Annotated in this window: 20 protein-coding genes; 10 read left to right on the top strand and 10 right to left on the bottom strand. The window is 46.7% G+C overall.

The window, feature by feature from the left end:
- Both QT984_RS16930 and QT984_RS16925 read right to left on the bottom strand, forming a co-directional pair.
- Window positions 1-3,331 (bottom strand): two-partner secretion domain-containing protein (locus QT984_RS16930; RefSeq protein WP_333374513.1); only part of this gene is annotated, 3,331 nt, incomplete at its 3' end.
- Window positions 3,332-3,407: 76 nt separating this feature from the next.
- The gene (locus QT984_RS16925; protein WP_333056475.1) at window positions 3,408-3,584 is read right to left on the bottom strand and encodes a hypothetical protein; all 177 of its coding nucleotides are present in this window, start codon (window positions 3,582-3,584) and stop codon (window positions 3,408-3,410) included.
- Between the two features lie 152 nt (window positions 3,585-3,736).
- On the opposite strand from QT984_RS16925, the gene QT984_RS16920 reads away from it, so the two are divergent.
- Window positions 3,737-3,931: a hypothetical protein gene (locus QT984_RS16920; RefSeq protein ID WP_190661768.1), complete on the top strand. Its 195-nt coding sequence runs from the start codon at window positions 3,737-3,739 to the stop codon at window positions 3,929-3,931.
- A 226-nt stretch (window positions 3,932-4,157) separates the two neighbouring features.
- On the opposite strand, the gene QT984_RS16915 is transcribed toward QT984_RS16920, so the two are convergent.
- Window positions 4,158-4,448, bottom strand: a complete 291-nt coding sequence (locus tag QT984_RS16915; protein WP_333273129.1) for a hypothetical protein — start codon at window positions 4,446-4,448, stop codon at window positions 4,158-4,160.
- Window positions 4,449-4,668: 220 nt separating this feature from the next.
- Between QT984_RS16915 and QT984_RS16910 the strand changes: the two genes are divergently transcribed.
- Together QT984_RS16910 and QT984_RS16905 are read left to right on the top strand one after the other, a co-directional pair.
- Window positions 4,669-6,243 carry a nucleoside transporter C-terminal domain-containing protein gene (locus QT984_RS16910; RefSeq protein WP_333374511.1) on the top strand — a complete coding sequence of 525 codons (1,575 nt, stop codon included), beginning with the start codon at window positions 4,669-4,671 and terminating at the stop codon, window positions 6,241-6,243.
- 379 nt (window positions 6,244-6,622) lie between these two features.
- A complete protein-coding gene (locus QT984_RS16905) occupies window positions 6,623-7,228 on the top strand; it encodes a DUF3318 domain-containing protein (protein WP_333056479.1) in 606 nt (201 codons plus the stop codon).
- Between the two features lie 70 nt (window positions 7,229-7,298).
- Here QT984_RS16905 and QT984_RS16900 read toward each other — a convergent pair whose 3' ends face one another.
- On the bottom strand, window positions 7,299-7,955 hold the full coding sequence (locus QT984_RS16900) for a Uma2 family endonuclease (RefSeq protein WP_333212031.1): 657 nt from the start codon (window positions 7,953-7,955) through the stop codon (window positions 7,299-7,301).
- A gap of 115 nt (window positions 7,956-8,070) precedes the next feature.
- Entirely contained in the window at window positions 8,071-8,352 is a 282-nt protein-coding gene (locus tag QT984_RS16895) for a helix-turn-helix transcriptional regulator (RefSeq protein WP_333212033.1), read from the bottom strand.
- 151 nt (window positions 8,353-8,503) lie between these two features.
- Here QT984_RS16895 and QT984_RS16890 point away from each other — a divergent pair, with 151 nt between their 5' ends.
- Window positions 8,504-8,914: a hypothetical protein gene (locus QT984_RS16890; RefSeq protein ID WP_333056471.1), complete on the top strand. Its 411-nt coding sequence runs from the start codon at window positions 8,504-8,506 to the stop codon at window positions 8,912-8,914.
- 260 nt (window positions 8,915-9,174) lie between these two features.
- On the opposite strand, the gene QT984_RS16885 is transcribed toward QT984_RS16890, so the two are convergent.
- Both QT984_RS16885 and QT984_RS16880 read right to left on the bottom strand, forming a co-directional pair.
- Window positions 9,175-10,971, bottom strand: coding sequence for a glycosyltransferase family 39 protein (locus QT984_RS16885; protein ID WP_333374508.1), 1,797 nt, complete (start codon window positions 10,969-10,971; stop codon window positions 9,175-9,177).
- Window positions 10,972-11,244: 273 nt separating this feature from the next.
- Complete coding sequence (locus QT984_RS16880; protein ID WP_333056468.1) at window positions 11,245-12,459, bottom strand: glycosyltransferase; 1,215 nt, start codon at window positions 12,457-12,459, stop codon at window positions 11,245-11,247.
- Window positions 12,460-12,599: 140 nt separating this feature from the next.
- Here QT984_RS16880 and cofH point away from each other — a divergent pair, with 140 nt between their 5' ends.
- On the top strand, window positions 12,600-13,757 hold the full coding sequence (gene cofH / locus QT984_RS16875) for a 7,8-didemethyl-8-hydroxy-5-deazariboflavin synthase subunit CofH (protein WP_333232277.1): 1,158 nt from the start codon (window positions 12,600-12,602) through the stop codon (window positions 13,755-13,757).
- A gap of 3 nt (window positions 13,758-13,760) precedes the next feature.
- The gene (locus QT984_RS16870; protein ID WP_333056466.1) at window positions 13,761-14,366 is read left to right on the top strand and encodes a hypothetical protein; all 606 of its coding nucleotides are present in this window, start codon (window positions 13,761-13,763) and stop codon (window positions 14,364-14,366) included.
- Between the two features lie 56 nt (window positions 14,367-14,422).
- Here the strand turns inward: QT984_RS16870 and QT984_RS16865 are convergent, their stop codons facing one another.
- Window positions 14,423-14,707: a hypothetical protein gene (locus QT984_RS16865; protein ID WP_333212042.1), complete on the bottom strand. Its 285-nt coding sequence runs from the start codon at window positions 14,705-14,707 to the stop codon at window positions 14,423-14,425.
- A gap of 215 nt (window positions 14,708-14,922) precedes the next feature.
- Between QT984_RS16865 and QT984_RS16860 the strand changes: the two genes are divergently transcribed.
- On the top strand, window positions 14,923-15,165 hold the full coding sequence (locus tag QT984_RS16860; RefSeq protein WP_333056464.1) for a helix-turn-helix transcriptional regulator: 243 nt from the start codon (window positions 14,923-14,925) through the stop codon (window positions 15,163-15,165).
- 73 nt (window positions 15,166-15,238) lie between these two features.
- Here the strand turns inward: QT984_RS16860 and QT984_RS16855 are convergent, their stop codons facing one another.
- The gene (locus QT984_RS16855; RefSeq protein WP_333056463.1) at window positions 15,239-15,835 is read right to left on the bottom strand and encodes a hypothetical protein; all 597 of its coding nucleotides are present in this window, start codon (window positions 15,833-15,835) and stop codon (window positions 15,239-15,241) included.
- Between the two features lie 282 nt (window positions 15,836-16,117).
- Window positions 16,118-17,356 carry an LL-diaminopimelate aminotransferase gene (locus QT984_RS16850; protein ID WP_333033869.1) on the bottom strand — a complete coding sequence of 413 codons (1,239 nt, stop codon included), beginning with the start codon at window positions 17,354-17,356 and terminating at the stop codon, window positions 16,118-16,120.
- A 106-nt stretch (window positions 17,357-17,462) separates the two neighbouring features.
- Between QT984_RS16850 and QT984_RS16845 the strand changes: the two genes are divergently transcribed.
- From QT984_RS16845 to QT984_RS16835, 3 genes are all read left to right on the top strand, one after another.
- The gene (locus QT984_RS16845; RefSeq protein ID WP_332950583.1) at window positions 17,463-17,603 is read left to right on the top strand and encodes a hypothetical protein; all 141 of its coding nucleotides are present in this window, start codon (window positions 17,463-17,465) and stop codon (window positions 17,601-17,603) included.
- Between the two features lie 146 nt (window positions 17,604-17,749).
- Window positions 17,750-18,841, top strand: a complete 1,092-nt coding sequence (locus tag QT984_RS16840; protein WP_333056461.1) for a hypothetical protein — start codon at window positions 17,750-17,752, stop codon at window positions 18,839-18,841.
- A 240-nt stretch (window positions 18,842-19,081) separates the two neighbouring features.
- A complete protein-coding gene (locus QT984_RS16835; protein WP_333056460.1) occupies window positions 19,082-20,839 on the top strand; it encodes a DUF3352 domain-containing protein in 1,758 nt (585 codons plus the stop codon).
- Window positions 20,840-20,859: the final 20 nt, after the last annotated feature.

Raw genomic sequence — 20,859 nt, 5'->3', positions numbered from 1 at the left:
CGGGAATGGGTGCGGGAATGGGTGCGGGAATGGGTGCGGGAATGGGTGCGGGAATGGGTGCGGGAATGGGTGCGGGAATGGGTGCGGGAGTAGAGGGCGGGCCCGGTGTAATTAGGGAAATCTGATTTGGTAAACTTCCTTGGGTGTAAGTTTGTCCAACAGAAAAAGTGGGCAAAATGGCATTTCCCGCGCCAGCATTAATGCTTCCCAGGGTTCCATTGTCGATCGCGCCACCAACTATAAATGGTCGATCGATAGCGCCTCCGTGGCGAATTGCGATCCTGCCCGCCCCCGCACCTCCGGCAGTAGAAATACTCGAAGAATTGCCCGATATATCGTTGAAAACATTGTTCGAGCGAAACAAACCGAGGGTTGTCACATCAACACTGCCACCAGTGCCACCAGTACCACCTTGAGCATTGATAAAGCCCAACTGAATGTTATCAGTCGCGTTCAGGGAAACGCCCCCGCCGTTGCCGTTTGAAGTGCTGCTGGAGTTGAGATCGAGAGCCGAAATGCCCGATGAAGAGGTGACATCGATATTTCCGCCGATCGCCCCCGAAGCGTTCAAAGCTCCCGCAGTTAAAGGGCCGGCAGTGGTTTGGAGAGCGATCGCGCCTCCTGTGCCCGCCGATGACGAGTCGATCGCACCCGCAGCAACAGTATTCCCCTCAACCCGAATCCTCCCACCGTTCGAGGTAATATTACCAGTCCGAACCTCGCCGCTTCCTTGCAGGTTCACGCTGCCACCATCCGTCCTTAAATTACCCTCTAGGAAGACGTTTTCTGCCTTGATATCGGCTCCCAAAGCGGCCGTGCTGTCCCCCCCGAAGCTAGCGGAATCTCGCGCGTTAACGCTCAAAATACGCGCTGCAATTGTGGAAGCAGCAGTCACACTAGCAGCATCGGCCGAGAGCAGGCCCAACCTCTGAGTTTGACCGACTCTGCCGTCAAAAGTAATGTTGCCACCAGCGCGCAGGGTCAAATTATTAGCCCGGCCCGGCCTGCTGTCGAGGGTATTGGCAAAAGTGATATTGCCGGTAGTGGTGGCTAGGGCGGCGGTGCGATCGACTGTGACGTTACTATTGAAAGTCATGTCGCCAGATGTCGCAATATTGCCCGATACCTCGGTACTGCGGGCGTTGACAGTTAAACTCGCCAGCGGTGCAGCTTGACCGACTGTAGCGCCGAACAGCACTCGCCCAGCGTCTAGTCTTAGGGCGTGAGATCCGTCTAGGCTACCGGAGAACAGAATGTTGCCGCTAACTTCCGCGCTCAAAGCCACGTCAGCATTGAGGGATGCGTTTCCTGTAAAAGTGAGATCGCCACCGGATGTGGCAATGTTGGCGTTGAGATTAGTTTGGGGCGCGTTGAGAGTCAAGCTAGCGCTGCCGCTTGTGTTCAGGGGATTGTCGATCGCGATCGATCGGCCTTGAAGTGTCAGCGGGCTGTTGAAGGTAATGGGTGCGACGATCGCGATCGACGTGCTGCTACCGTTTTCGCGCCCGATCGCGATCGAGCCGAAATCCCCCGCCAAAGCGCCGAGATCCGTTGCCGTCAAGTCCAAAAGGCCCAAAACATCGCCGGTGCCACCGATCCGAATTGCTCGGCTATCGTTGGGCTGCAAGCGAATTGTTCCCCCCGCACTGCTGACGGAATTGCTGCCGCCTCTGAAGTCAATGCCGTTACCAGTGATAGCGATATTGCCGCCGTTAGCATTGAGTCCGCCCAGAGAGATGCTGCTGGCGAAAATGTTGATGTTGCCGCCTTGAGTCTCGATTAAATCGTTGGGGTCATTGACAACAAACACTCCGCCGGATCTAAATGTTACCGTGTCTCCCGTTCTCGCTTGCAGGGAAAGTTTGTTATCGGGCAAGTCTTGGAGGGTGATGTAGCCGGGGGTTTCTAGAACCACGTTGCTGCCGGCCGCCATCTGTTCCAACTGCACTTCTGAGATCGATGTTTCATTTGGTTCTGGTGCCGATTGCAGTTCCCCGCCAGTCGAGTCCCCGCTGCTGGATCCGTTACCGCTGACGATGGTAATATTTGCCGGATCCAGCCACAAATTGCCGATCGCACCGTTAGTCGCGCGGGTATCGACTTCTCCTTGGAAAGTTAAAGCATTTTTGCCGGAAACTTCTACTGTTCCGCCGTTACCTGCGGCAGTGCCCCCGCGAGCACTAATATTGCCGAAAAAGCGAGTTGTATTGTCTGACCAAATTACCGCAGTGCCGCCATTGCCGCGGTCGATCGCGTTTGCTGCGATCGTAGAATCAGGACTAACATAAGTTACCTGGGCGTTGGGCACTGGTTCCATCCCTTGGAAACCGCCTCCGACGCGCACAGTACCTCCACCGTCAGTCCCGGAAGCATTGATATTTGCGCCGAAGAGTCCGACTTTTTCCCCTAAAATATTGACTGTGCCCCCAGCATTCCCAGAAGGGCCAAATACATTTACAGAACCGGAGACGATCGCACTTCCGGCAACTGCGGGCACTGTTTGGCCCCCAGTCAATACCAATTGACCTTGTTCGTTAGTGGTTAAACCTGTGGCTGACGCTACGCCTGGGCCCGTTAGCAACTGAGGTAAAGAAACCGGGGCGATCGCCGATTTTTCTGACTGCCAAGACGGAGTAATTTCTAAACTCAATAAATTGCCGCTTTGACTGATACGGACTGCATTTTGTCCCGGAACAGCAGCCACAGTAACTTGACCGTTGGGAGCGGATAATTGTCCTGTATTAATAACGGTGCCACCGAGCAAAGTTAAACTTTCCCCGTTGCCAACTGCCAAGTTTCCGGCATTGACAATTGCACCAATTTGTGAATTATTAAAATTAAATTGATTAGGATTTCCCAGTAAAGCTTTGTAATCATTAATTCCCGCCGAATGGAACCAGCCGTCACCGAAACCAATACCTGTAGCAGTTGTCGCGAAAAAAGACCCCGGCACGTTCAATCTAGCATTTTGACCGAAGACAATTCCCGCCGGATTCATTAAGAATAAATTTGAATTGCCGCCGGTTACAGAAATCAGACCGTTAATGATGGAAACATTGTTGCCGGAAATCCGCCCTAAAATATTTTGAATATTTGGATTAGTTAGAAAATTAGCGATTTGACCTTCGCTGAGATTAAATTGGCTGAAGCTGTGAAACAGATTTGTCCCGTTTCCTGACAATTGTCCGCCACTAATGTCGGTGCGGTTTTGCTCGGACTGAACAACAGTATTTGTGCCGTCATTTGCAGGAACGACAGGTTGCGATCGCACTGCTAGAGGTAGCAGCCAAAAACCTAATGTCAAAATTAGAGCCGAAGGAAAATAGGTCATTGGAGGAAGCCATTAGTCATTAGTCATTATTCCTTAGTCATTAGTCATTAGTCATTAGCCGGAAGGAAGAGGGATTTCAGACAAGCCAATTCTCCATTACCAATTTTAATCTCTTCTCGTTTTGATTTTTTTTGAGCTGTAATGTTCCGCTAAAGTGCCCATAAACTTCAAAAAGTCGATCGCACACCGCCACCACCGGGGTCGATCGCACTCCAAAACCACCCGTTGCCCGAATGTCGGAAATTTCAGGCAAATTTTGTATTGTTCTGTAACAAGTGTATTGACAAAAGCCCCCCAGAGTCATAAGATTGGAGCACTGATTGGGTGGGAAAGTAAAAACCCACACCATAACTGGCTCCTCTAATAAAGTTAAAAACAAAATATTGATGCTTTTAGAGACCAACCATGCAAACTCCAGCTTTCCCATTTCTAACTGAACAAATAGTAGAGCGGATATTTTCGTCCGGCGAACTGACTCGCGATGACAGACAGCGGATTCAGTCAATGCTCTTAAATGAGTCGATCGGCGAAAATGAATTGAGCTTAATTGAAAAAGTCATGGAAGGCGTAGTCAAGGGAATCCTTGACGTGATGAATTAGTTGATAAGGAATGAGAATTAAATAACTTCCACTCTTGAAAGTGGGATGGGCGTCCCGCCCGTCATGAGTGGACGGGCGGGACGCCCATCCCACAATAACAATTAAAATTGTAAGTTATTTAATTCACGATCCTCACTGGCGCTAACATATCTAAATGTAGGGTGCGCCGAGGCACACCTTACCCTAATTTTAAATAGAATCGAAAATCGAAAATTCTGTCACCGTTCTAAAAATCATCATCAGGGCCCTCATCAGGGCCCTCATCCGAGTTCCGATCGCGACGCACAAGTTCAGAAGGAGGCCTATCGTTACTCCATGCCCACCACACGGAATCGCACTGGCAGCGGTAAAATTCTTGCCATTTGCGACGGTTGAACTCGGTATATACTGGCGATCGACGATTAATCCAGACCTCAGTGGCATTCGTGCAGCTAGCGCCGCACTTGGGGCAGCAAAACTCATTAGCGTGAACCGCCGTCGCAGTCCATTCAGGAGGATGTGGAGCAAAAGCTTCCATGTGTTAGAGTTTCTATCTAAACTGCTGGTAATTACGGCAAATCAAGGCTTGCAAAAGATCCGCAGAGTTCGGAATGACCTAAGCAATGACATAAGTACGCTGTTGAGTGCGTAATTCATCTGCCCGTTATTTTTTTTAGCATTTGCCGTCAGATGAATAGTATAACTGATGTGGTGCAAGCCGTCGATCGGCATTCTCAGCTATTTCAAGGACTAAGCTCATGTCTATCTACAATCTTATCTCGTTTCTGGGCATCTTTGGCCTGTGTGCGATCGCCTGGGTTTTCTCAGAAAATCGCAAAGTTCAGTATATACCTTGGCGCGTCATCATCTGGGGCATTGGCCTGCAATTAGTCTTAGGATTTTTAGTATTCCTGTTCCCCCCAACTCGCATCGCCCTAGAGTGGTTTACTAGCTTACTGGATGGAGTATTCACCGCTGCTGACGCTGGAGCGAGATTTGTATTCGGGAGCAATGTTGTACCCATACCTGGTAAAGAGCCGGCAGTTAATTTAGGATATATTTTTGCCTTTAGAGCTTTACCGACAGTCATCTTTTTTTCTGGCCTCATGGCCTTGCTATACAACATCGGCGTGATTCAAATTATCACCGAACTTTTTGCCAAAATATTTTATACGACAATGCGCTTGAGTGGCGCCGAAGCCCTCAGCGGCGCGGCCAATATTTTCGTAGGAATTGAAGCGGCAATTGTCGTCAAGCCATATTTGCCAAAAATGACTCGTTCCGAACTTTGTGCAATCCTCTCTTGCTGTTTTGGGACTGCCGCTTCTTCAACATTAGCAATTTACGTTAGTTTTCTAAAGCCTGTTTTTCCAAATATTTTAGGACACTTAGTTTCAGCCTCAATTATCGCCATTCCCGCTTGTTTTGTCCTCTCCAAAATCTTAGTACCAGAAACAGACACACCCCTGACAATGGGCGGCATTCCCAAGGAAGAACGGAAGCCTAAAGGCCGCGAGTTTGTGGGCGAAGAAATTTCCGAAATGGACGGCGAAGCGATGCCACAAGAGACAGTTGGAGGAGAACCCATCGAACGAGTCAGCCCTCTCGATGCAGCGATAATTGGTGCATTGGACGGTGTAAAAATGGCTGTGGCCATTGCCGCTGTTTTGATTTTGATTTTAGGCTTAGTTTCCTTAATCAATCAATTCTTTGGTTGGCTGGCAATTTTGCCCGGCCCAATTGGGGGCTTTTTCAAAGTTGTCACCTTAGCCAACATTATGGGATTTTTATTTTATCCCCTGACGCTATTAACAGGAGTGTCCATTGACGACTCTTGGCAAGCATCAGTAATCATCGGACGGCGACTGTTAGAAACAGCGATTCCGCCCTATCAAAGTTTAGCAGAAGCATCGGCAAAAGGACTGGTGAGCGATCGTACAGTTTTAATTGTCAGTTACGCCCTTTCCGGCTTCGCCCACTTAGCCTCCGTCGGCATATTTGTCGGCGGTACGATCGCCCTAATTCCATCCCGCCGCAAAGACATTTCCGAACTCGGTTGGAAAGCATTATTTGTCGGCACCTTAGCCACAATGATGATCGCTTGCATCGCCGGCACCTTCGACACCGGAGACGCCAGCATTTTAGGCGCTAAAACAGCCCCTGTTGCCCCGCTAACAGCCCCTGAATCTCTAAAATCACCGCCATCCCCAGCCGCGAATTCAAAGCCGTCAGTTGCCCCAGCAATTGCCAGTCCGAAGCCTTCGGCTAATACCCAAAAAGCGTCTCCCAGAGCTCAAGAATCTCCCTCTTCCGCATCCAAGAAAAACCCTTAATAATCTTCTATTGACTTGTAGGGGCGGGTTTTTCCAACAATATTTAACTCCCGTTAAAAATCTACAGAAACCCGCCCCCGCACAACCAATAACCTACATCAACTTTGCTTTCGATAAAACAAGTTAGGAACGGACTCTGACCCAAGAAACCGGGTTTTTCATCAAATCTGTGGTTGTCACAAAGTATGCTCGCAAAAACCCGGTTTCTGGCCACCCGTGCATCAGATTGCGATTTGCCCTTGGGTGAGTGAGGGCCGGTTTTAGAGATTGTAGGTTTTAGACAATTATGGTTGGTGAACCCGCCCCTACAAGCCCCTGATGGATGTTGTTGTTTTTTATGCCGATGCAAGCAATTCCCAATTCCCAATTCCCAAAATTTATGAATCCCGAACCAGAAATTCGCCGCCTGTTAGATGTGATGCCCGCTTCCGGCCGCATGATGTGTAAAATTATTAATAAGCCACAACAATCAACGGTAATTGACTGCGAGTTTCCTTTACCTTGGAATCAATCTCGCCCGATTTATATTAATTTTGATTTGTGGCGGCTGCTATCTAAGCCCCAGCGGGATTTACTGCTATTGCGGAATGTAAGTTTTCTGTGCAGTTTTAAATGGTTTAAACCGGATATTTATCAAGGTGCCGCTCTGGCGGGAATTGTCGGGACTGTTGTAGAATTGTTGCAGGGAGATGCGATCGGCACTGCGATCGCGGGCGGTTTGACAGGACTCGCCATGACTCGAATTTGGCGCGACAACCGCAGTTCCCAAGTAGAGTTAGATGCTGACGAAGGGGCGATTAGAGTAGCGGGAAGGCGTGGTTACAACGAAGCAGAAGCGGCCGGACATTTACTTGGGGCGATCGAGGCTGTGGCGCAAATTGAAGGGCGCAGTTTGGATTTTAATGAGTTGATTCGGTGTCAAAACTTAAAGGCGATATCGGGTATTTCGGCGGTGGGCGTGCCCGATAGTGTGAGGAAAGATTAAAAACTTGCTCCTTCCTACCATAAGAATATAGAAATGTCGGCTTTACCAAATCATCGCTCTAATAATTACTTCACCTCAGACTATTTGGATCGACTCCTAACTCCCGCAATTTTTGTGCTAATCTGTTCACCTGTTCTTCAGGAGTCAGATAACGTTTTCCCTCTGCGTCGTACCAATACAGCCACTCCCTCGTCACCCCAGAATAATTTCCCCTTTCACAACCAATTCCTAAACCTATTTCGGGCATCCAAACAGGATGTCCCGACTGTAATTCATACTTCCCATTAACTAACTTATGTACTTCCAATCGGGGTTTGCGACGGCGGCGAGATGAATAGATAATGTAATAAAGCACGCCTAAATCTTGATATTCCTCCAACTTTGTGGTGTATTCCTTGCGATACTTTTTGGAAACGACTTCCAGTACCAAAGTTGGGACAACCTTTTCATCCCACAGAACGTAACTGGGACGCAATTCTTCATCGTAAAACCTTTCTACTCCTAAACTCAAGAAACCGTCGGGGACAATTGGAGCTTTTTCAGGGTGATAATAGATACCCATATCTATGCCAAAAAACCAGTCCATGCGTTCTGCCCAAATTATGAGCAATACCGCTTTTAGCAACCCCGGTATTAGTTCTTGAAGTTCGTTATCCACAGGCGTTTCGTCAGAATCTGGCAGTTCATCGGCTGAGGGCAAGTACCTCGGTAAGTTGTAATTTAACATTGCAGTTTTTCCCAAAACTTACATCAATTATAGCGTGGTTGTTTTTTGATACCAATCGCAATTTAAACCAGCAACTCACCAAAAATTGCTTGTTCTCGAATAGCCTCATAATTTTTCAAAATCTCCGACCGTCAATTTCTAGTGACTCCTCCTCATCTACTGGCCGACTGAGATAATCCGGCAACTCATCAAAAGATACCCCCACCAAACGGCAAAAATCCCTCATTTGCCGAACAGTCATCGTAGGTTCGTCTCCCTTTTCCCATCGCCGCACCGACGAAGCCGACACCCCCATCCGCACAGCCAACTCTTCTTGGCTCAAGTTAGCGTCCTCTCGCAGTCTCCGAAAAGCCAACTCATTTTCTGGTTGCCGTTGACGTTGCCTTTTTTTTACCATATTATTATAAGTATCTATTTTAAGCGCTTAATTTAAGCGGTTAAGTTCCTTGAGGTAGGCACAGCCATAGCCAAAACAGACTGCACTAAAAATCAAAGGTGCAAGTCTGTCACTTTTCTATGGGCAAACATACCCAATTTACAATACAGCCATGAACACCCCAGAAACTGCGAATGCCTGGATTATTTACCGACTGCTGCCCAACTTTCAGCGCTTACCTGTCGCGCAATTTCGCAGCCGCAGCGAAGCAGAATCTTCCCTGAAAGTCATCCGGCAAATGCTACCCAATACCGAATTAATACTTGCTTTTGAGGTTGGGCCAGAAAGTCCAACTACCGAACTCAATCAGCCCCCTGCTAAAAAGCCAAACTTGCAAACTTCAGTTAACCGAGAACTCTTGAAACTTTTCATTATCAGTTCTCGTCCAGTTGTTTCCCGCGTCATTCATTCTTTTCACCGCGATAATTTTGCCTGCGTTTCTGACTGGAGTCCGCTTGTCCCAACTCAGAATCCCGGTGAAGTGATGAGCGTCTTAATTAAACATTTTGCCGCTGACTCTTAGTTTGCCACCCCTTGATGATTCGGCGGTTGAAACCGCTCCTTGTCAAACGAAGTCTGCCTCCGCAGACTAAGAAATAAAGGGGGTATTTAAGTCGGATTTGGTATTAGTCCTCTTTGAGAGGACTTTAGCTTTGAGGCAGGGGTTTCAACCCCTGCCGGACTGCGGTTGTAAGGCTAACTCTATATCCTCTACTTCTTGAGTCATAAATTTATCACTATCTCTCCCCAGTCATCGAACCTTAGCTGCGGGCGATCGCCAAATCAGGAACAATGATAAACTTGATATTCATACCCATCCACCGCAGGCAAATCGCGCGATTCAACCTGACATTTTTGTGCTTCTAGATTCACAGGTGCGCGAAAATTAACCAACCACAAATCTAGCGGCCGTTCTAATTGACTGAGTGTTTTGTCAAGTGTCCCTGCCGCTATTTCTGGTGCATCCCTTCTCTGATTAGCCAAAAGAAACAGCGGAGAATCAAAGGCTTTAACTTCTTCTTTCTTCCTAACATCCCTTACATCCGTTACATCCGCTACAAAATCCGTTGCCGAACTTCTTTCCCATTCCCACCCTATCCCCATCAACTCTCCTATTTCTACATGAGTATTTTGAGTAGTAGCAATTAACACGGGAACTTTCGATAATTCGCGGATAATCGGAATTAAAAGGTCTGGTTTGTAATATTTGCGATAGCCGAGATTGGAATTTACTGTGACACCGCTAAAAAAACCCATTGCTAAAATTAGCAAAACTGCTTTTTTGCCAGGAACTTCGATCGCCCGTAAATTAAACCATTGACTTTTTGCTGTAGGTGTGTTAAAAATAACCGCCAAGGTTGCTCCTAAAAGCAATATCACCCCCGGAAAGTAGACGAAATTGTATCGTGCGCCGCGAGTGAGGTCAATCCCTAGAATATATGCAAAGCTGAAAAATAGGAAAATTGCTCCTAGCACAAATCCGCCGAAAGTAACAACAGCTAAACGAGTATCGGGCGTTGTTAAGGAATTGTTAAGAGCGCCTCGGAGCAGGGGAAGCACCAATATAAAAAATATTGTCATTACGATCGCCGATGCAACTACTACTGCCAAATTTGGCGATTCCACCGGCAGCAGAGACATGACAGTGATCCATCCAGCTAAAGCTTGAAAAATCGGATTAACCCAACTTAAAAATGTGCGATCGCCGCTGACAATCCAATTAGTTAATTCGCTGCCGTACTTGTTTGACAAAAATACCGGCAACCACACTAAACCGCCAGTTAAAGTACCTATCGCTACCGCGAAAAGCCGCCAGATGATTTGAAATTGCCAAATATTGGGCTGGTGGCTGTTGTCAATTGGCAAATTTCCATTAAAATCCTGCCACATTACAGCAATTAATGCTATTGCTTCGGCACACAAAGTCAGTACAAAAAAGTAGTGAACCGCAATTCCCAAACAGTTAACAACCACCCAAAGCAGCACCGCCCAAATAGGCAGGGGCGCGCGCTGTTGCAGCTTTTTTGCAGCTAAGACGAGGCAAAAAAGAGAGGCAATAACTAATAAGATTCCTAAAGTGTAATGCCGAGCTTCTTGAGCGAGATAAATGCCGTAGGGAGAAACTGCCATCATCGCGGCCGCACATTGACCGACTAAACGCGAAGTAAAAGCAAACTTGCCTAAAAAGTAAATAGCGGGAACTGAAATCACACCCAATAATGCAGGAAGAGCGCGCCCAATCCAAACTAAACTATCCTCAGAAAGCCCAAACAACCGCATCCACCAATGAGCGAGCATAAAATATACTGGTGGATGGTTGCTTTCTAGTAGCAAATTGCGGAGCACGTCGGCGGTGTCAGCATCGGGGCGCAATTGCAGCGGTTGTAATAATGTAGAAAGCTCGATCGCGCGATCGAGCGGCACACCGCGAAAACTGTTGCCCAAACTAAATACTAGAGTCGAAAACTCGTCTGTCCATAGCGGTTTCGAGTCCAAATTGGCAAAGCGCAAAATCAAGGCGATCGCCGTCCACAGAAATAGCAACAACAGTTGTTTGTTCTTAATCATTAATTCAGTCAATCGATTTTAGATTTTAGATTTTAGATTTTAGATTTTAGACTTCGGCGTGCAGTTCGACAAGCTCACCGTCCGCGCTAGAGGAGAACGATTTTAGATTTTAGAATTGAAGCATTGAAGCATTGACTTGCGCGAGATAAATCCGGGGGCTTGTATCCTAGATGCTTTCGGTCATTCAAAGGCATAGGGCAGGAGACCAATTTGTCATTAGCCATCAGTCATTTTATCCATTATCAATTACCAATTACCCATTTCGCATTACCCATTTCCCATTACCTACTTCACGTCCGTCACCCGCCAACTCAACTTCATATTGATCCAGAAATTCCACAGAGTCACAGTTGCGATCGCAATCAACTTAGCCAAATATTCGTTTACCTTAAAAACATTAAACAGCACATTCACCAGCAGCACATTTATCATCAAGCCAATCAAACAAATCACATTAAATTTCAACAGCCGTTTCAAGCGCTGGCGCTTTCCCTGCTGCCGCTTAGAAATATCACCAAAAGTCCATAAATCGTTCCACAAAAAATTATTGAAAATTGCCACTTCAGCAGAAAAAATTGCACTGCGAGTCAGCCCCAAACCGAGGACAGTCCGCAGCAAGTAAAAAACTCCCATATCCACAAAAACGCCGCTGAAACCAACCACGCCAAACCGCAGGAATCTGCCCATCGGCCAGCGGGCAAAGCGCAACCGAAGCAAATGTTGCAAATACTCAATATACTGTTTCCAGGTAACTTTGCTCTCCCCTTCTTGCCGCTCGTGAAACACGTAACCAACTTCTCCAATCCAGCGGATATCGCCTCTGCCGAGCACTTCAATCAATATTTTGTAGCCAGCAGGATTCATGGTTTTGCCGGCTATGCAACAGCGCCGCACCATAAAATACCCGCTCATCGGATCGGAAACTCGGCCCACCACTCCCGGCAGGATCACTAACCCCACGGTTTGAGCGCCCCGCGATAAAAATCGCCTGACAACGCTCCAGTCGCTCACCCCGCCCTCGCCCACGTGACGGCTCGCAGCGGCCAAATCTGCTCCCCGCTGAATTTCTGCTAAAAGCTGCAACAGCGTTTCCGGGGGATGCTGCAAGTCGGCATCGATGACGCCCAAAACCTCGCCCCGAGCCGCCTGCCACCCGCGAATTACGGCCGTGGAAAGTCCCCGCTCTTCTTCCCGGCGCATCACCCGCAATTGCGGATATTCCGGTGTCAGGGAAAGGGCGACTTCCCAAGTGCGATCGGGGCTGTCGTCATCGACTACAATTAATTCGTAGTCGCCGGGAATGATGCCATCGAGCAATTGGCTCAATTTTTCCACAATACTCTGGATATTCCTGCACTCGTTGTAGGTGGGAATGACGAGGGAAAAATAAATTTCCGCTGTGCGTGCATCTGTAAAAGTTGAACCGAAAGTCTGTATAGCAGGAATTTGCAAGGGCCCCGACGGCACTGGCAATACCTGATTTGGTTGGTTTATGCCCATAATTTCAGTGTTAAGAAAGTCCAGAATAGTTTCGTAGCACTTGAGATTGTAAAATATCGTTCCTCCATAATTGATTAGTTAAAATATAAAAACGCCTTAATTCTAGTCAGTAATTCTGTAATTGAGTTAAAAAGAAAACTGTGGATGCAATTCTCGATCGAGCTTTACAAGGTTATAACATTTCTTCTGCAGAGGCATTGGTACTTTTGCAGCAAACAGAGCCAGACGCGCGAGCTTCTATTCAAACAACCGCTGACTTGCTCCGGCGCCGACAATCAGGGGATACTGTCACCTACGTTATCAATCGGAATATTAACTTTACTAACATTTGCGAGCAGCATTGCAGTTTTTGTGCATTCCGCCGCGACGAAGGAGATGAGGGCGCTTTTTGGTTAGATGCAGCTCAAATTCAGGAAAAGGCAACTGATGCAGTGCAGCGGGGTGCAACGGAAATTTGTATGCAGGGCGGCTTAAATCTTCAAGCTAAGCTGAACGGCGCATTTTTACCTTATTATCTGCAATTGGTAAAAATTATTAAGGATAAGTTTCCGCAGTTGCACTTGCACGCTTTTTCGCCGCAAGAAATAGAATTTATTGCCAGAGAAGATAATCTTAGTTTCAGCTATGTAATTTCGGCTTTGCAGGATGCGGGAGTTGGTTCGATGCCGGGAACCGCGGCAGAAGTTCTCGACGATGCTGTGCGGCGGGTGATTTGCCCGGAAAAACTAAATTCGGCAACTTGGCTAGAAATTGTGGGAACTGCTCACCGTCTGGGTTTGCCGACAACGAGTACAATGCTTTGCGGGCATATTGAGACAGCCGAACAGCAGGTTTTGCATTTAGAAAAAGTGCGATCGCTCCAACAAACTGCGATCGACCAAAACTATCCAGCACGCATCACAGAATTTATTTTACTACCCTTTGTTGGACAGGAAGCACCGGCACCTTTGCGGAGTCGAGTCGGCCGCGACCAACCAATTTTAGCAGATACATTGTTACTCACCGCTGTATCGAGAATCTTCTTGGGAAATTTGATTCCCAATCATCAACCGAGTTGGGTAAAATTAGGTTTAGATGGAGCTACAGAAGCGCTGAAATGGGGCTGCAACGACATCGGCGGTACATTGATGGAAGAACACATTACAACGATGGCTGGTGCGGTTGGCGGCAGTTGTCAGTCTGTGGAAGATTTGCAAAATGCGATTAGTTCTTTGGGGCGGAGTTATCAGCAAAGAGATACAATTTATCGACCTTTAGGGGTTGACAATTTGGCAGTAATAAGTAGTAGGATAAATTGAGCGATGTCTTACAGCGAGTTCACCTCAATTATCAAAGTTAAACAAGCCTTTGGATTAACAACTGTAGAAGGCCCGCGATTTCTACCGCAAATAACTCCGATCGCTCCGAGTGCAACCCTGACAGATTTTTTGGCAAATAGTTTACCCGTAGCTGTGGCCACAGGTAGCGAAAAAGCTCGATCGGAAATGATTATTACTCCGGTACTGCTGGAAGTCAGGAAGATTTTGCAGCAGAATATTAGCTTGTTTTCGGGGGAAGACTTTACGGTTGATTACGAAACTGGACTAAACGGGATTTGTGATTATTTGATTAGTCGTTCTCCAGAAATGTTGGAGATTGAAGCACCCGCAGTGGCGGTTGTTGAGGCTAAAAAAGCCGATTTGAAGACAGGAATTGGACAGTGCGTTGCAGAAATGGTGGCAATGCAGAAGTTTAATGAAGCGAAGGAAAAACCAATTTCAGTTATTTATGGCAGTGTCAGTAACGGCACGCAGTGGCGATTTCTTAAACTAGAGGAAAAAATTGTATCGATCGATCTTAATGACTATGCCTTGCCTCCGGTGGACGAAATTTTGGGAATGCTAGTTTGGATGGTACGAGATGGCTGAATAACCGCGATCGCACTTTTGACTCAGTTGCTAAAGTGCGATCGCACATTTAGACTTCATTGCAACCGGATTAATTTGACTAACAGACTCATGATTTCTCCCCGATCGGGTGTAATAATGATGCGATTGTCGGGAATCGCGATCCTCTTCGAGGGCTGCGCTAACGGATGAGTCCAACGAACAGCTTCCTCGTAGCGCAATGCGTGCAGTTGGTGGATAGTTCGGCGTACCCCCAGCGGCGAACCGATGATGACGTGACGGACTGCTTCGCGATCGGCCTCAAAGGTTTGGTTGGTTAAAACATTCGGCGATGTTTGGTTCGATGATGAATCTTGCAACATAGCTTTGACCAATAATTTTGGATAGGTTTGATGCTTTGTAACGGTAAAACCGCGTACAATAACAAGTTGAAGAAAAGACAGCAATTCCCCTACAGCACAAGTGGCTTAGCTGGTGCTGTCTAATCTCTATTGGGTTAAATCTAAATTAATTTAGGGTAGATGTCAATCATTTTAGGCAAAACCCAAATAAATTAATATAACTTAACAAATAGCCTATGGAAACCTCAGAAAGAGCCGATCGATCGCCCCTAATGCGACTGAGAGTTCAGCGGTTTATGACTCAAAAGCAGCTAGCAGAAGCACTTGGCGTTACGGAAGCGACGGTAAGCAACTGGGAAGCTGGGCGATCTGTACCGAAACTAACACCTGTTCAATACAAGAAGTTGCTAGAAATTCTGCAAATTACCTCTGCTGAATTACCAGACCAATTTGGTTTTCCTAGCGAGGCTGATGGATAGAAAACGGAATATTATAATCGAGGCGTTTTAAATTTTAAACCAAAAATGGTGAAAGTTAATCTACTCAAAATTACTAGATAATAAAACTAACTAAAATTCCCAAAATTTCATCAACTGGCGGCAGCGAGTATTCTCTCAAACCAATGGTAACAGTTTGCTCTTCTAATTTGATAAATTTCCACAAGTTCCCGGTCGTAACGCAACCATAGAGCTTGTTTACAAAGTAGCCGTTTTTTTCATTGAAACGCTGAGCCGCAATCATTTCAGCAACACATTGTCCAAGTCCGCCGTTGATGTCTTCTTTTTTAGCTTCCACCACAATCATAGCAGGAGCTTCGATAAAAAGTTGTTCGGGTGATTTGCTGATGAGGAAATCGCAGACACCGTTAAGTCCCACAGATTGATCTACAGTAAATTCATTCCCAGAAAAAAGACTGATTTGCTGATGAAAAATATCTTTTAATTCTAAAAGAATCGGACATATAATCATTTCAGAACGAGCTTTTTCCGTATTCAGTGCTAGGGCAAGAGGCAGGCGTTTTTCGATGAACTCAGCTAGGGCTGGACTCGGCTGAATCGGGGGCGCAGAAACAATAAAAGTAGGTACTTCTATTAGGGTGAGCAGAAAGTCTTGTTTGACTTTTTTAAGGGTGAATTCGCTATAGGGCATTGCTTTTTCAGGCTCTGAATAAAGTTGTCTGGCTTAGATTATAACTCAGATCTTTTACTATTTTCATGAACAGGCTTTTCGGCCTGTTCCACAACATATTAAATTAATGCTTTTTCGCTGAATCCGGCAGTCCGCCAGGGGTTGAAACCCCTGTCTCAAAGCTAAAGTCCTCGCTATGAGGACTGAAGAACTCATTAGTCCTCTTCAGAGGACTTTCGCTATTAGCCAGGGAATTGATTCCCTGGCGGCCTGGGGGCTTTTCGGTTTAAGCAGGAGAGGAGATTAAACCTTAAACTTCTCCACAATCCGTCTCATCGCTTCTTCCACATTCTCCCGACTATTAAACGCCGAAATGCGGAAATAACCCTCACCCGCCGCACCAAAACCAGAACCCGGAGTTCCCACCACATTGCAAGTTTCCAGCAACTTCTGAAAGAAATCCCAACTCGACAAACCGTGAGGCGTTTTCACCCACACATAAGGTGCATTTTCGCCACCAAAAACCTCGATTCCCGCCGCTGTCAATTTCTCGCGAATAATCGCAGCATTTTCCATGTAAAAATTGACTAATGCCTGAATCTGTGCCTTGCCAGCCTCTGAATAAACCGCCTCAGCACCGCGCTGCACAATGTAAGAAACACCGTTAAACTTAGTAGATTGGCGGCGGTTCCACAATTTCCAAATTTCCACATCGGAACCATCTGCTGCTTTTCCAGTCAAAGTCTTCGGTACAACTGTTAGCGCACAGCGAGTACCCGTAAAACCAGCATTTTTGGAAAAAGAACGAAATTCGATCGCACAATCCCGCGCCCCTTCAATTTCGTAGATAGAATGGGGTAAACTCGGATCGGTAATATACGCTTCGTAAGCCGCATCGAAGAAAATAATCGAACCGTTAGCTTTAGCATAATTTACCCAAGCTTGCAAGTGTTCCTTAGTTGCAGTTGCGCCCGTCGGGTTATTCGGGAAACACAGGTAAATTAAATCGACTTTTTTGTCGGTGGGAATTTCCGCAGTAAAATTGTTTTCCGCTGTAATTGGCAGGTAAACTAAGCCGCCGTATTCGCCATTTTCGTTCGCATCTCCCGTGTGCCCAGCCATCACGTTAGTGTCTACATACACCGGATAAACTGGATCGGTAACTGCGATCGTGTTATTGTTGCCAAAAATATCGAGAATATTGCCGCAATCGCACTTAGAACCATCAGAAATAAAGATTTCCGAAGCATCAACATCGCATCCCCGCGACTTGAAATCGTGCTCGGCAATTTTCTCCCGCAGCCACTCATAACCTTGTTCCGGGCCGTATCCTTTAAAGGTATCCCGCGAACCCATTTCTTCCACCGCCGCCACCATCGCCTCCCGACAAGCAGCCGGTAGCGGTTCAGTCACGTCGCCAATCCCCAGCCGGATGATGGGCGCTTCGGGATTAGCCTCTGCATAGGCTTTCACCCTGCGCCCAATTTCGGGAAACAGGTAGCCAGCTTTGAGTTTGAGGTAGTTGTCGTTGATAGTTGCCATAGTTCGATCGCTACAGAATGTCGTAGAATAGCTTATACCATTTTAGATTTTAGATTTTAGATTTTAGATTTGAAGAATTGAAGAATTGAAAAACTGGGAATGACTGATGACTATGGGGGTTGGCAGCTTGCAGGCAGTTGCATTCTGTTTTGAAATTGGTATTACTACTAATCGTCTTTCTCAAGCAAAAGGAAGTTCGGCAACAAATTTTATCAGGGATTTAACGGATTTAACGGATGGATATTGAGGAGCGAGGGAAGATTTTCCCCGTTCGGACACTCGAACACTCGGCAAATCCGCCATCACAGGCAATCTGCAGAGTCGCTCACAGCTATTGACAAAAAAATCAAACTATCTTGTATAATCAGAATAGCGTGCAGTGCAGAAGCAATTATGGATGAGATCGAGTATGCCAAACTCTATCAGGAACTGGCGGCAATTCTGAATGAGTTTAATTTGGGTTGGGTAGTTCAACAAGTAGCGGATACTGTAGAGATAGGCAAAGTAATTGAAGAGCGATCGCTCAAAAGAAAAACACCTCTGCTCAAGATAGAAGATTATACCGCAAAAGAACAACTTTTGCTGTTAATTAATGCTGTTGAACAAGCGACGGTCAACACTTCCGAAATGGAAGACGAAATTGCTTATTTCTTGAAAGTAGAATCAGAAACCTCTCCCCTCGGCACAAAAATTACCTTTGCCAATTCAGGTGGCGAAACTGCCAAAACAATCGAGTTTACCTCCAGCGTCACAGCCCCCCGTCACAAACAGGCGATCGCCCTCAAGCACTTGCTGGAAAAACTGCCCTCTGGGCCGAGCAACTACGCCATCAATTCCGAAATTAAAAGCAAATTAAAAAGCTCGATCGATCCAGATTTTAACACAGCAGCAGAACAAGCCAGAATTTTTGACACTTACCTCTTCACAATCTTGCTAAAAGCAGTTGCTAATGAAGGCGGTACTATTTATTACAACAATGTTTTAGACGACGAAACACCGAAATATTTAACATTTAGAAAAACAGCGGGAAAAATTCACGGAACGGCACATCCCTATACTCATGCTGTTGTGGAATTTCCCGACAAACCAGCCCTGGAAGTTCACCTAGGAGTAAAAGTCCAAGGTAGAGCCGGAGTTTTGCACAACTGCAACGTTTTAATTTTGTACCAAAAAGAAGCAAATATCTGCCGCTTGCTTAACCGCGAACCTCGGCACTCGCAGGTAATTTTAGCAGTAAAATCGGAACACAGCACCTCAGAACTTCAACTAGAAATGGCTGGTGCTTTTATCGGCTTAGCATCAGACATTCGCTACGAAGGTGGCAGCTATTTTATTTCTAACAGTTACTCACAACCCGTAGCCAAACTGCTAACTACTGCTCGCAAAAAATGGGAACACAACATTTTTCCGAGAGCCACAAACGATGTCCACCGAATGATGTACTCGTTTCAAACTATCTTTAAAGACTTTAAAGCCAGAAACTGATTCAATTAATCAGGACTAAGGCAAACTGTCACAAAAGTCTTGCTACATTTTTTGTGTTAGGTTTCGTTTCACGAGCCTAACCTACTGTCTGATTCAAGTAAGGAATGTTTTTCTGGTTGTTTCCGGAGGGGTAAATTCGAGTTTCCTAAATTTGCCCGGTTAAATGTATCTGCTAATGTATCTGCTACATGAGCCAAGAAAATAATCTATCATGTTGCGAGCACCCGAACCTTACGAATAATGTTTAAGAAAGATAAATCTTCCCTGTTGTTTACGATCGGAGCCGCCACACTTCTGATCGGTTTAGGCTTTGTCACCTACTACCTCGTCATCTCCCGTGGGCCCGCCAAAGATTTGCCGCCGGGGGCAACGGTTGTCCCGCAAGATACGATGATGGCCCTATCCATCAGCACCGATGAATCGCAGTGGAATAGACTGCGAGAATTTGGCACGCCGGAGTCAAAAGCTTCGTTTGAGAGGTTTTTAACTCAAATGCGCGATCGCCTGCTCACAAGCAACGGCTACGCCTACGGGCAAGACATTCAACCCTGGGTTGGTAACACAGCAATGGTAGCCTTTCTCCGCAACAAAATAGCTATACCAGCCCCCTCGCCGGCACCCAACACGCCCCCATCTCCGCCAATTCAACAGTCAGTGGCAATTATCCTGCCAATTGCCAACCCAGTCAAAGCCAAAGAATTATTAGCAAAACCCAGACCCCTTAGCCAAGGAAAAATTGTTGAGCGTAATTATAAAGGGGTGCAAGTCACAGAAACTCAAGGCGTACCCGATCGCAATTTCTCAGTCGCGGTACTCGGCACAAGGTATCTAGCAGTCACCACAGATCCTAGCGCTACAGACAGAATAATCGACACCTACAAAGGCGAACCTTCCCTAGCAAAAACCCCTGGCTATGCAGACGCCATAGACAAAATAAAAAGTCCGGGAGCCTTCGGTCAAATCTACGTCAATATGCCCGTTGCCGCCGCCTATGCCGCCGCCAACTCAGCCCGCGAAATTTCGCCAGAAAGCCTCGAAAAACTGCAACAAAATCAGGGATTTGCCACCACAGCGACGCTGGAAGAAGAAGGAATTGCCTTCAAATCAGTCTCTTGGCTAAAACCCGATTCTACCAGAAGGATAGCAGTAGAAAACAATGCTCTAAAAATGGTTAACCGCCTGCCCAACAATACAATAATGATGGTATCCGGCGGCAACTTGCAGCGTTTGTGGCAAGACTACGTATTGGGAGCCGAGGCAAACCCGATTTCCCCGATTAATCCCCAAGTTTTACGCACAGGTTTAAAATCCACTACGGGCCTGGATTTAGATAAAGACTTGATGAACTGGATGGCGGGAGAATTTTCTCTATCATTAATACCAGCGCCAGCCCAGAATCCCAGAGACAAATTTGCTGCCGGATTTGTATTTATGGTGGAAACAAACAACCAGGGGGCTGCGAACAAATCCCTGAAACAGCTTGATGAAACGATGAAAACTAAAGGATTTAGAGTGGAGGAAATTCAAGTCGGCGGCAAACCGGGGATTAAATGGACATCGCCGTTTGGAGGGATTACGGTAACTCGCGGCTGGATGAACAATGTAGCGTTTATGACAGTAGGAGCTCCCGTGGTTGATGCGATCGTTCCGGAACCGAAAAGTCCGCTTTTAAGCAGCGAACTGTTCCAGAAAACAGTCCGATCGCAACTTACACCCCACAACGGCAATTTCTTCATCGACACCGAGAGTGCGTTTAACCCGAAAAACCTAGCTTTGCCGGAGTTTCCTCCCAGCCAAAAAATGTGGATTGACGCCACGCGGTCGATCGGCGTTACAGCGGCCGTCATTGGCGATCGTACCACCCGTTATGACGCTTTTGTCGGTCTCAAAAAATCCACCCAATCCACTCCTTCACCGGGCCTTGCTTCACCGCGCCCTGCTTCACCGCGCCCTGCTTCACCCAGTCCCTCGCCCACTGTCCAAACTTCACCCAATTAACTCTTAAATCCTGCCACAAA

This window comes from Microcoleus sp. Z1_B2 (assembly GCF_036700325.1).
In the GTDB taxonomy this organism is placed as follows: Bacteria; Cyanobacteriota; Cyanobacteriia; order Cyanobacteriales; family Microcoleaceae; genus Microcoleus.
This window is presented reverse-complemented; position numbering and strand designations above follow the sequence as displayed.

Excerpts from the sequence above, each read along its gene's own strand:
- QT984_RS16890 (WP_333056471.1), top strand. The coding sequence starts at position 8,504 with ATGAACACCCCAGAAACTGCGAATGCCTGGATTATTTACCGACTGCTG.
- QT984_RS16835 (WP_333056460.1), top strand. The coding sequence starts at position 19,082 with ATGTTTAAGAAAGATAAATCTTCCCTGTTGTTTACGATCGGAGCCGCC.
- QT984_RS16855 (WP_333056463.1), bottom strand. The coding sequence starts at position 15,835 with ATGCCCTATAGCGAATTCACCCTTAAAAAAGTCAAACAAGACTTTCTG.
- QT984_RS16905 (WP_333056479.1), top strand. The coding sequence starts at position 6,623 with ATGAATCCCGAACCAGAAATTCGCCGCCTGTTAGATGTGATGCCCGCT.
- QT984_RS16895 (WP_333212033.1), bottom strand. The coding sequence starts at position 8,352 with ATGGTAAAAAAAAGGCAACGTCAACGGCAACCAGAAAATGAGTTGGCT.
- QT984_RS16915 (WP_333273129.1), bottom strand. The coding sequence starts at position 4,448 with ATGGAAGCTTTTGCTCCACATCCTCCTGAATGGACTGCGACGGCGGTT.
- QT984_RS16840 (WP_333056461.1), top strand. The coding sequence starts at position 17,750 with ATGGATGAGATCGAGTATGCCAAACTCTATCAGGAACTGGCGGCAATT.
- QT984_RS16920 (WP_190661768.1), top strand. The coding sequence starts at position 3,737 with ATGCAAACTCCAGCTTTCCCATTTCTAACTGAACAAATAGTAGAGCGG.
- QT984_RS16870 (WP_333056466.1), top strand. The coding sequence starts at position 13,761 with ATGTCTTACAGCGAGTTCACCTCAATTATCAAAGTTAAACAAGCCTTT.
- QT984_RS16845 (WP_332950583.1), top strand. The coding sequence starts at position 17,463 with ATGACTATGGGGGTTGGCAGCTTGCAGGCAGTTGCATTCTGTTTTGAA.
- QT984_RS16880 (WP_333056468.1), bottom strand. The coding sequence starts at position 12,459 with ATGGGCATAAACCAACCAAATCAGGTATTGCCAGTGCCGTCGGGGCCC.
- QT984_RS16900 (WP_333212031.1), bottom strand. The coding sequence starts at position 7,955 with ATGTTAAATTACAACTTACCGAGGTACTTGCCCTCAGCCGATGAACTG.
- QT984_RS16910 (WP_333374511.1), top strand. The coding sequence starts at position 4,669 with ATGTCTATCTACAATCTTATCTCGTTTCTGGGCATCTTTGGCCTGTGT.
- QT984_RS16860 (WP_333056464.1), top strand. The coding sequence starts at position 14,923 with ATGGAAACCTCAGAAAGAGCCGATCGATCGCCCCTAATGCGACTGAGA.
- QT984_RS16850 (WP_333033869.1), bottom strand. The coding sequence starts at position 17,356 with ATGGCAACTATCAACGACAACTACCTCAAACTCAAAGCTGGCTACCTG.
- QT984_RS16865 (WP_333212042.1), bottom strand. The coding sequence starts at position 14,707 with ATGTTGCAAGATTCATCATCGAACCAAACATCGCCGAATGTTTTAACC.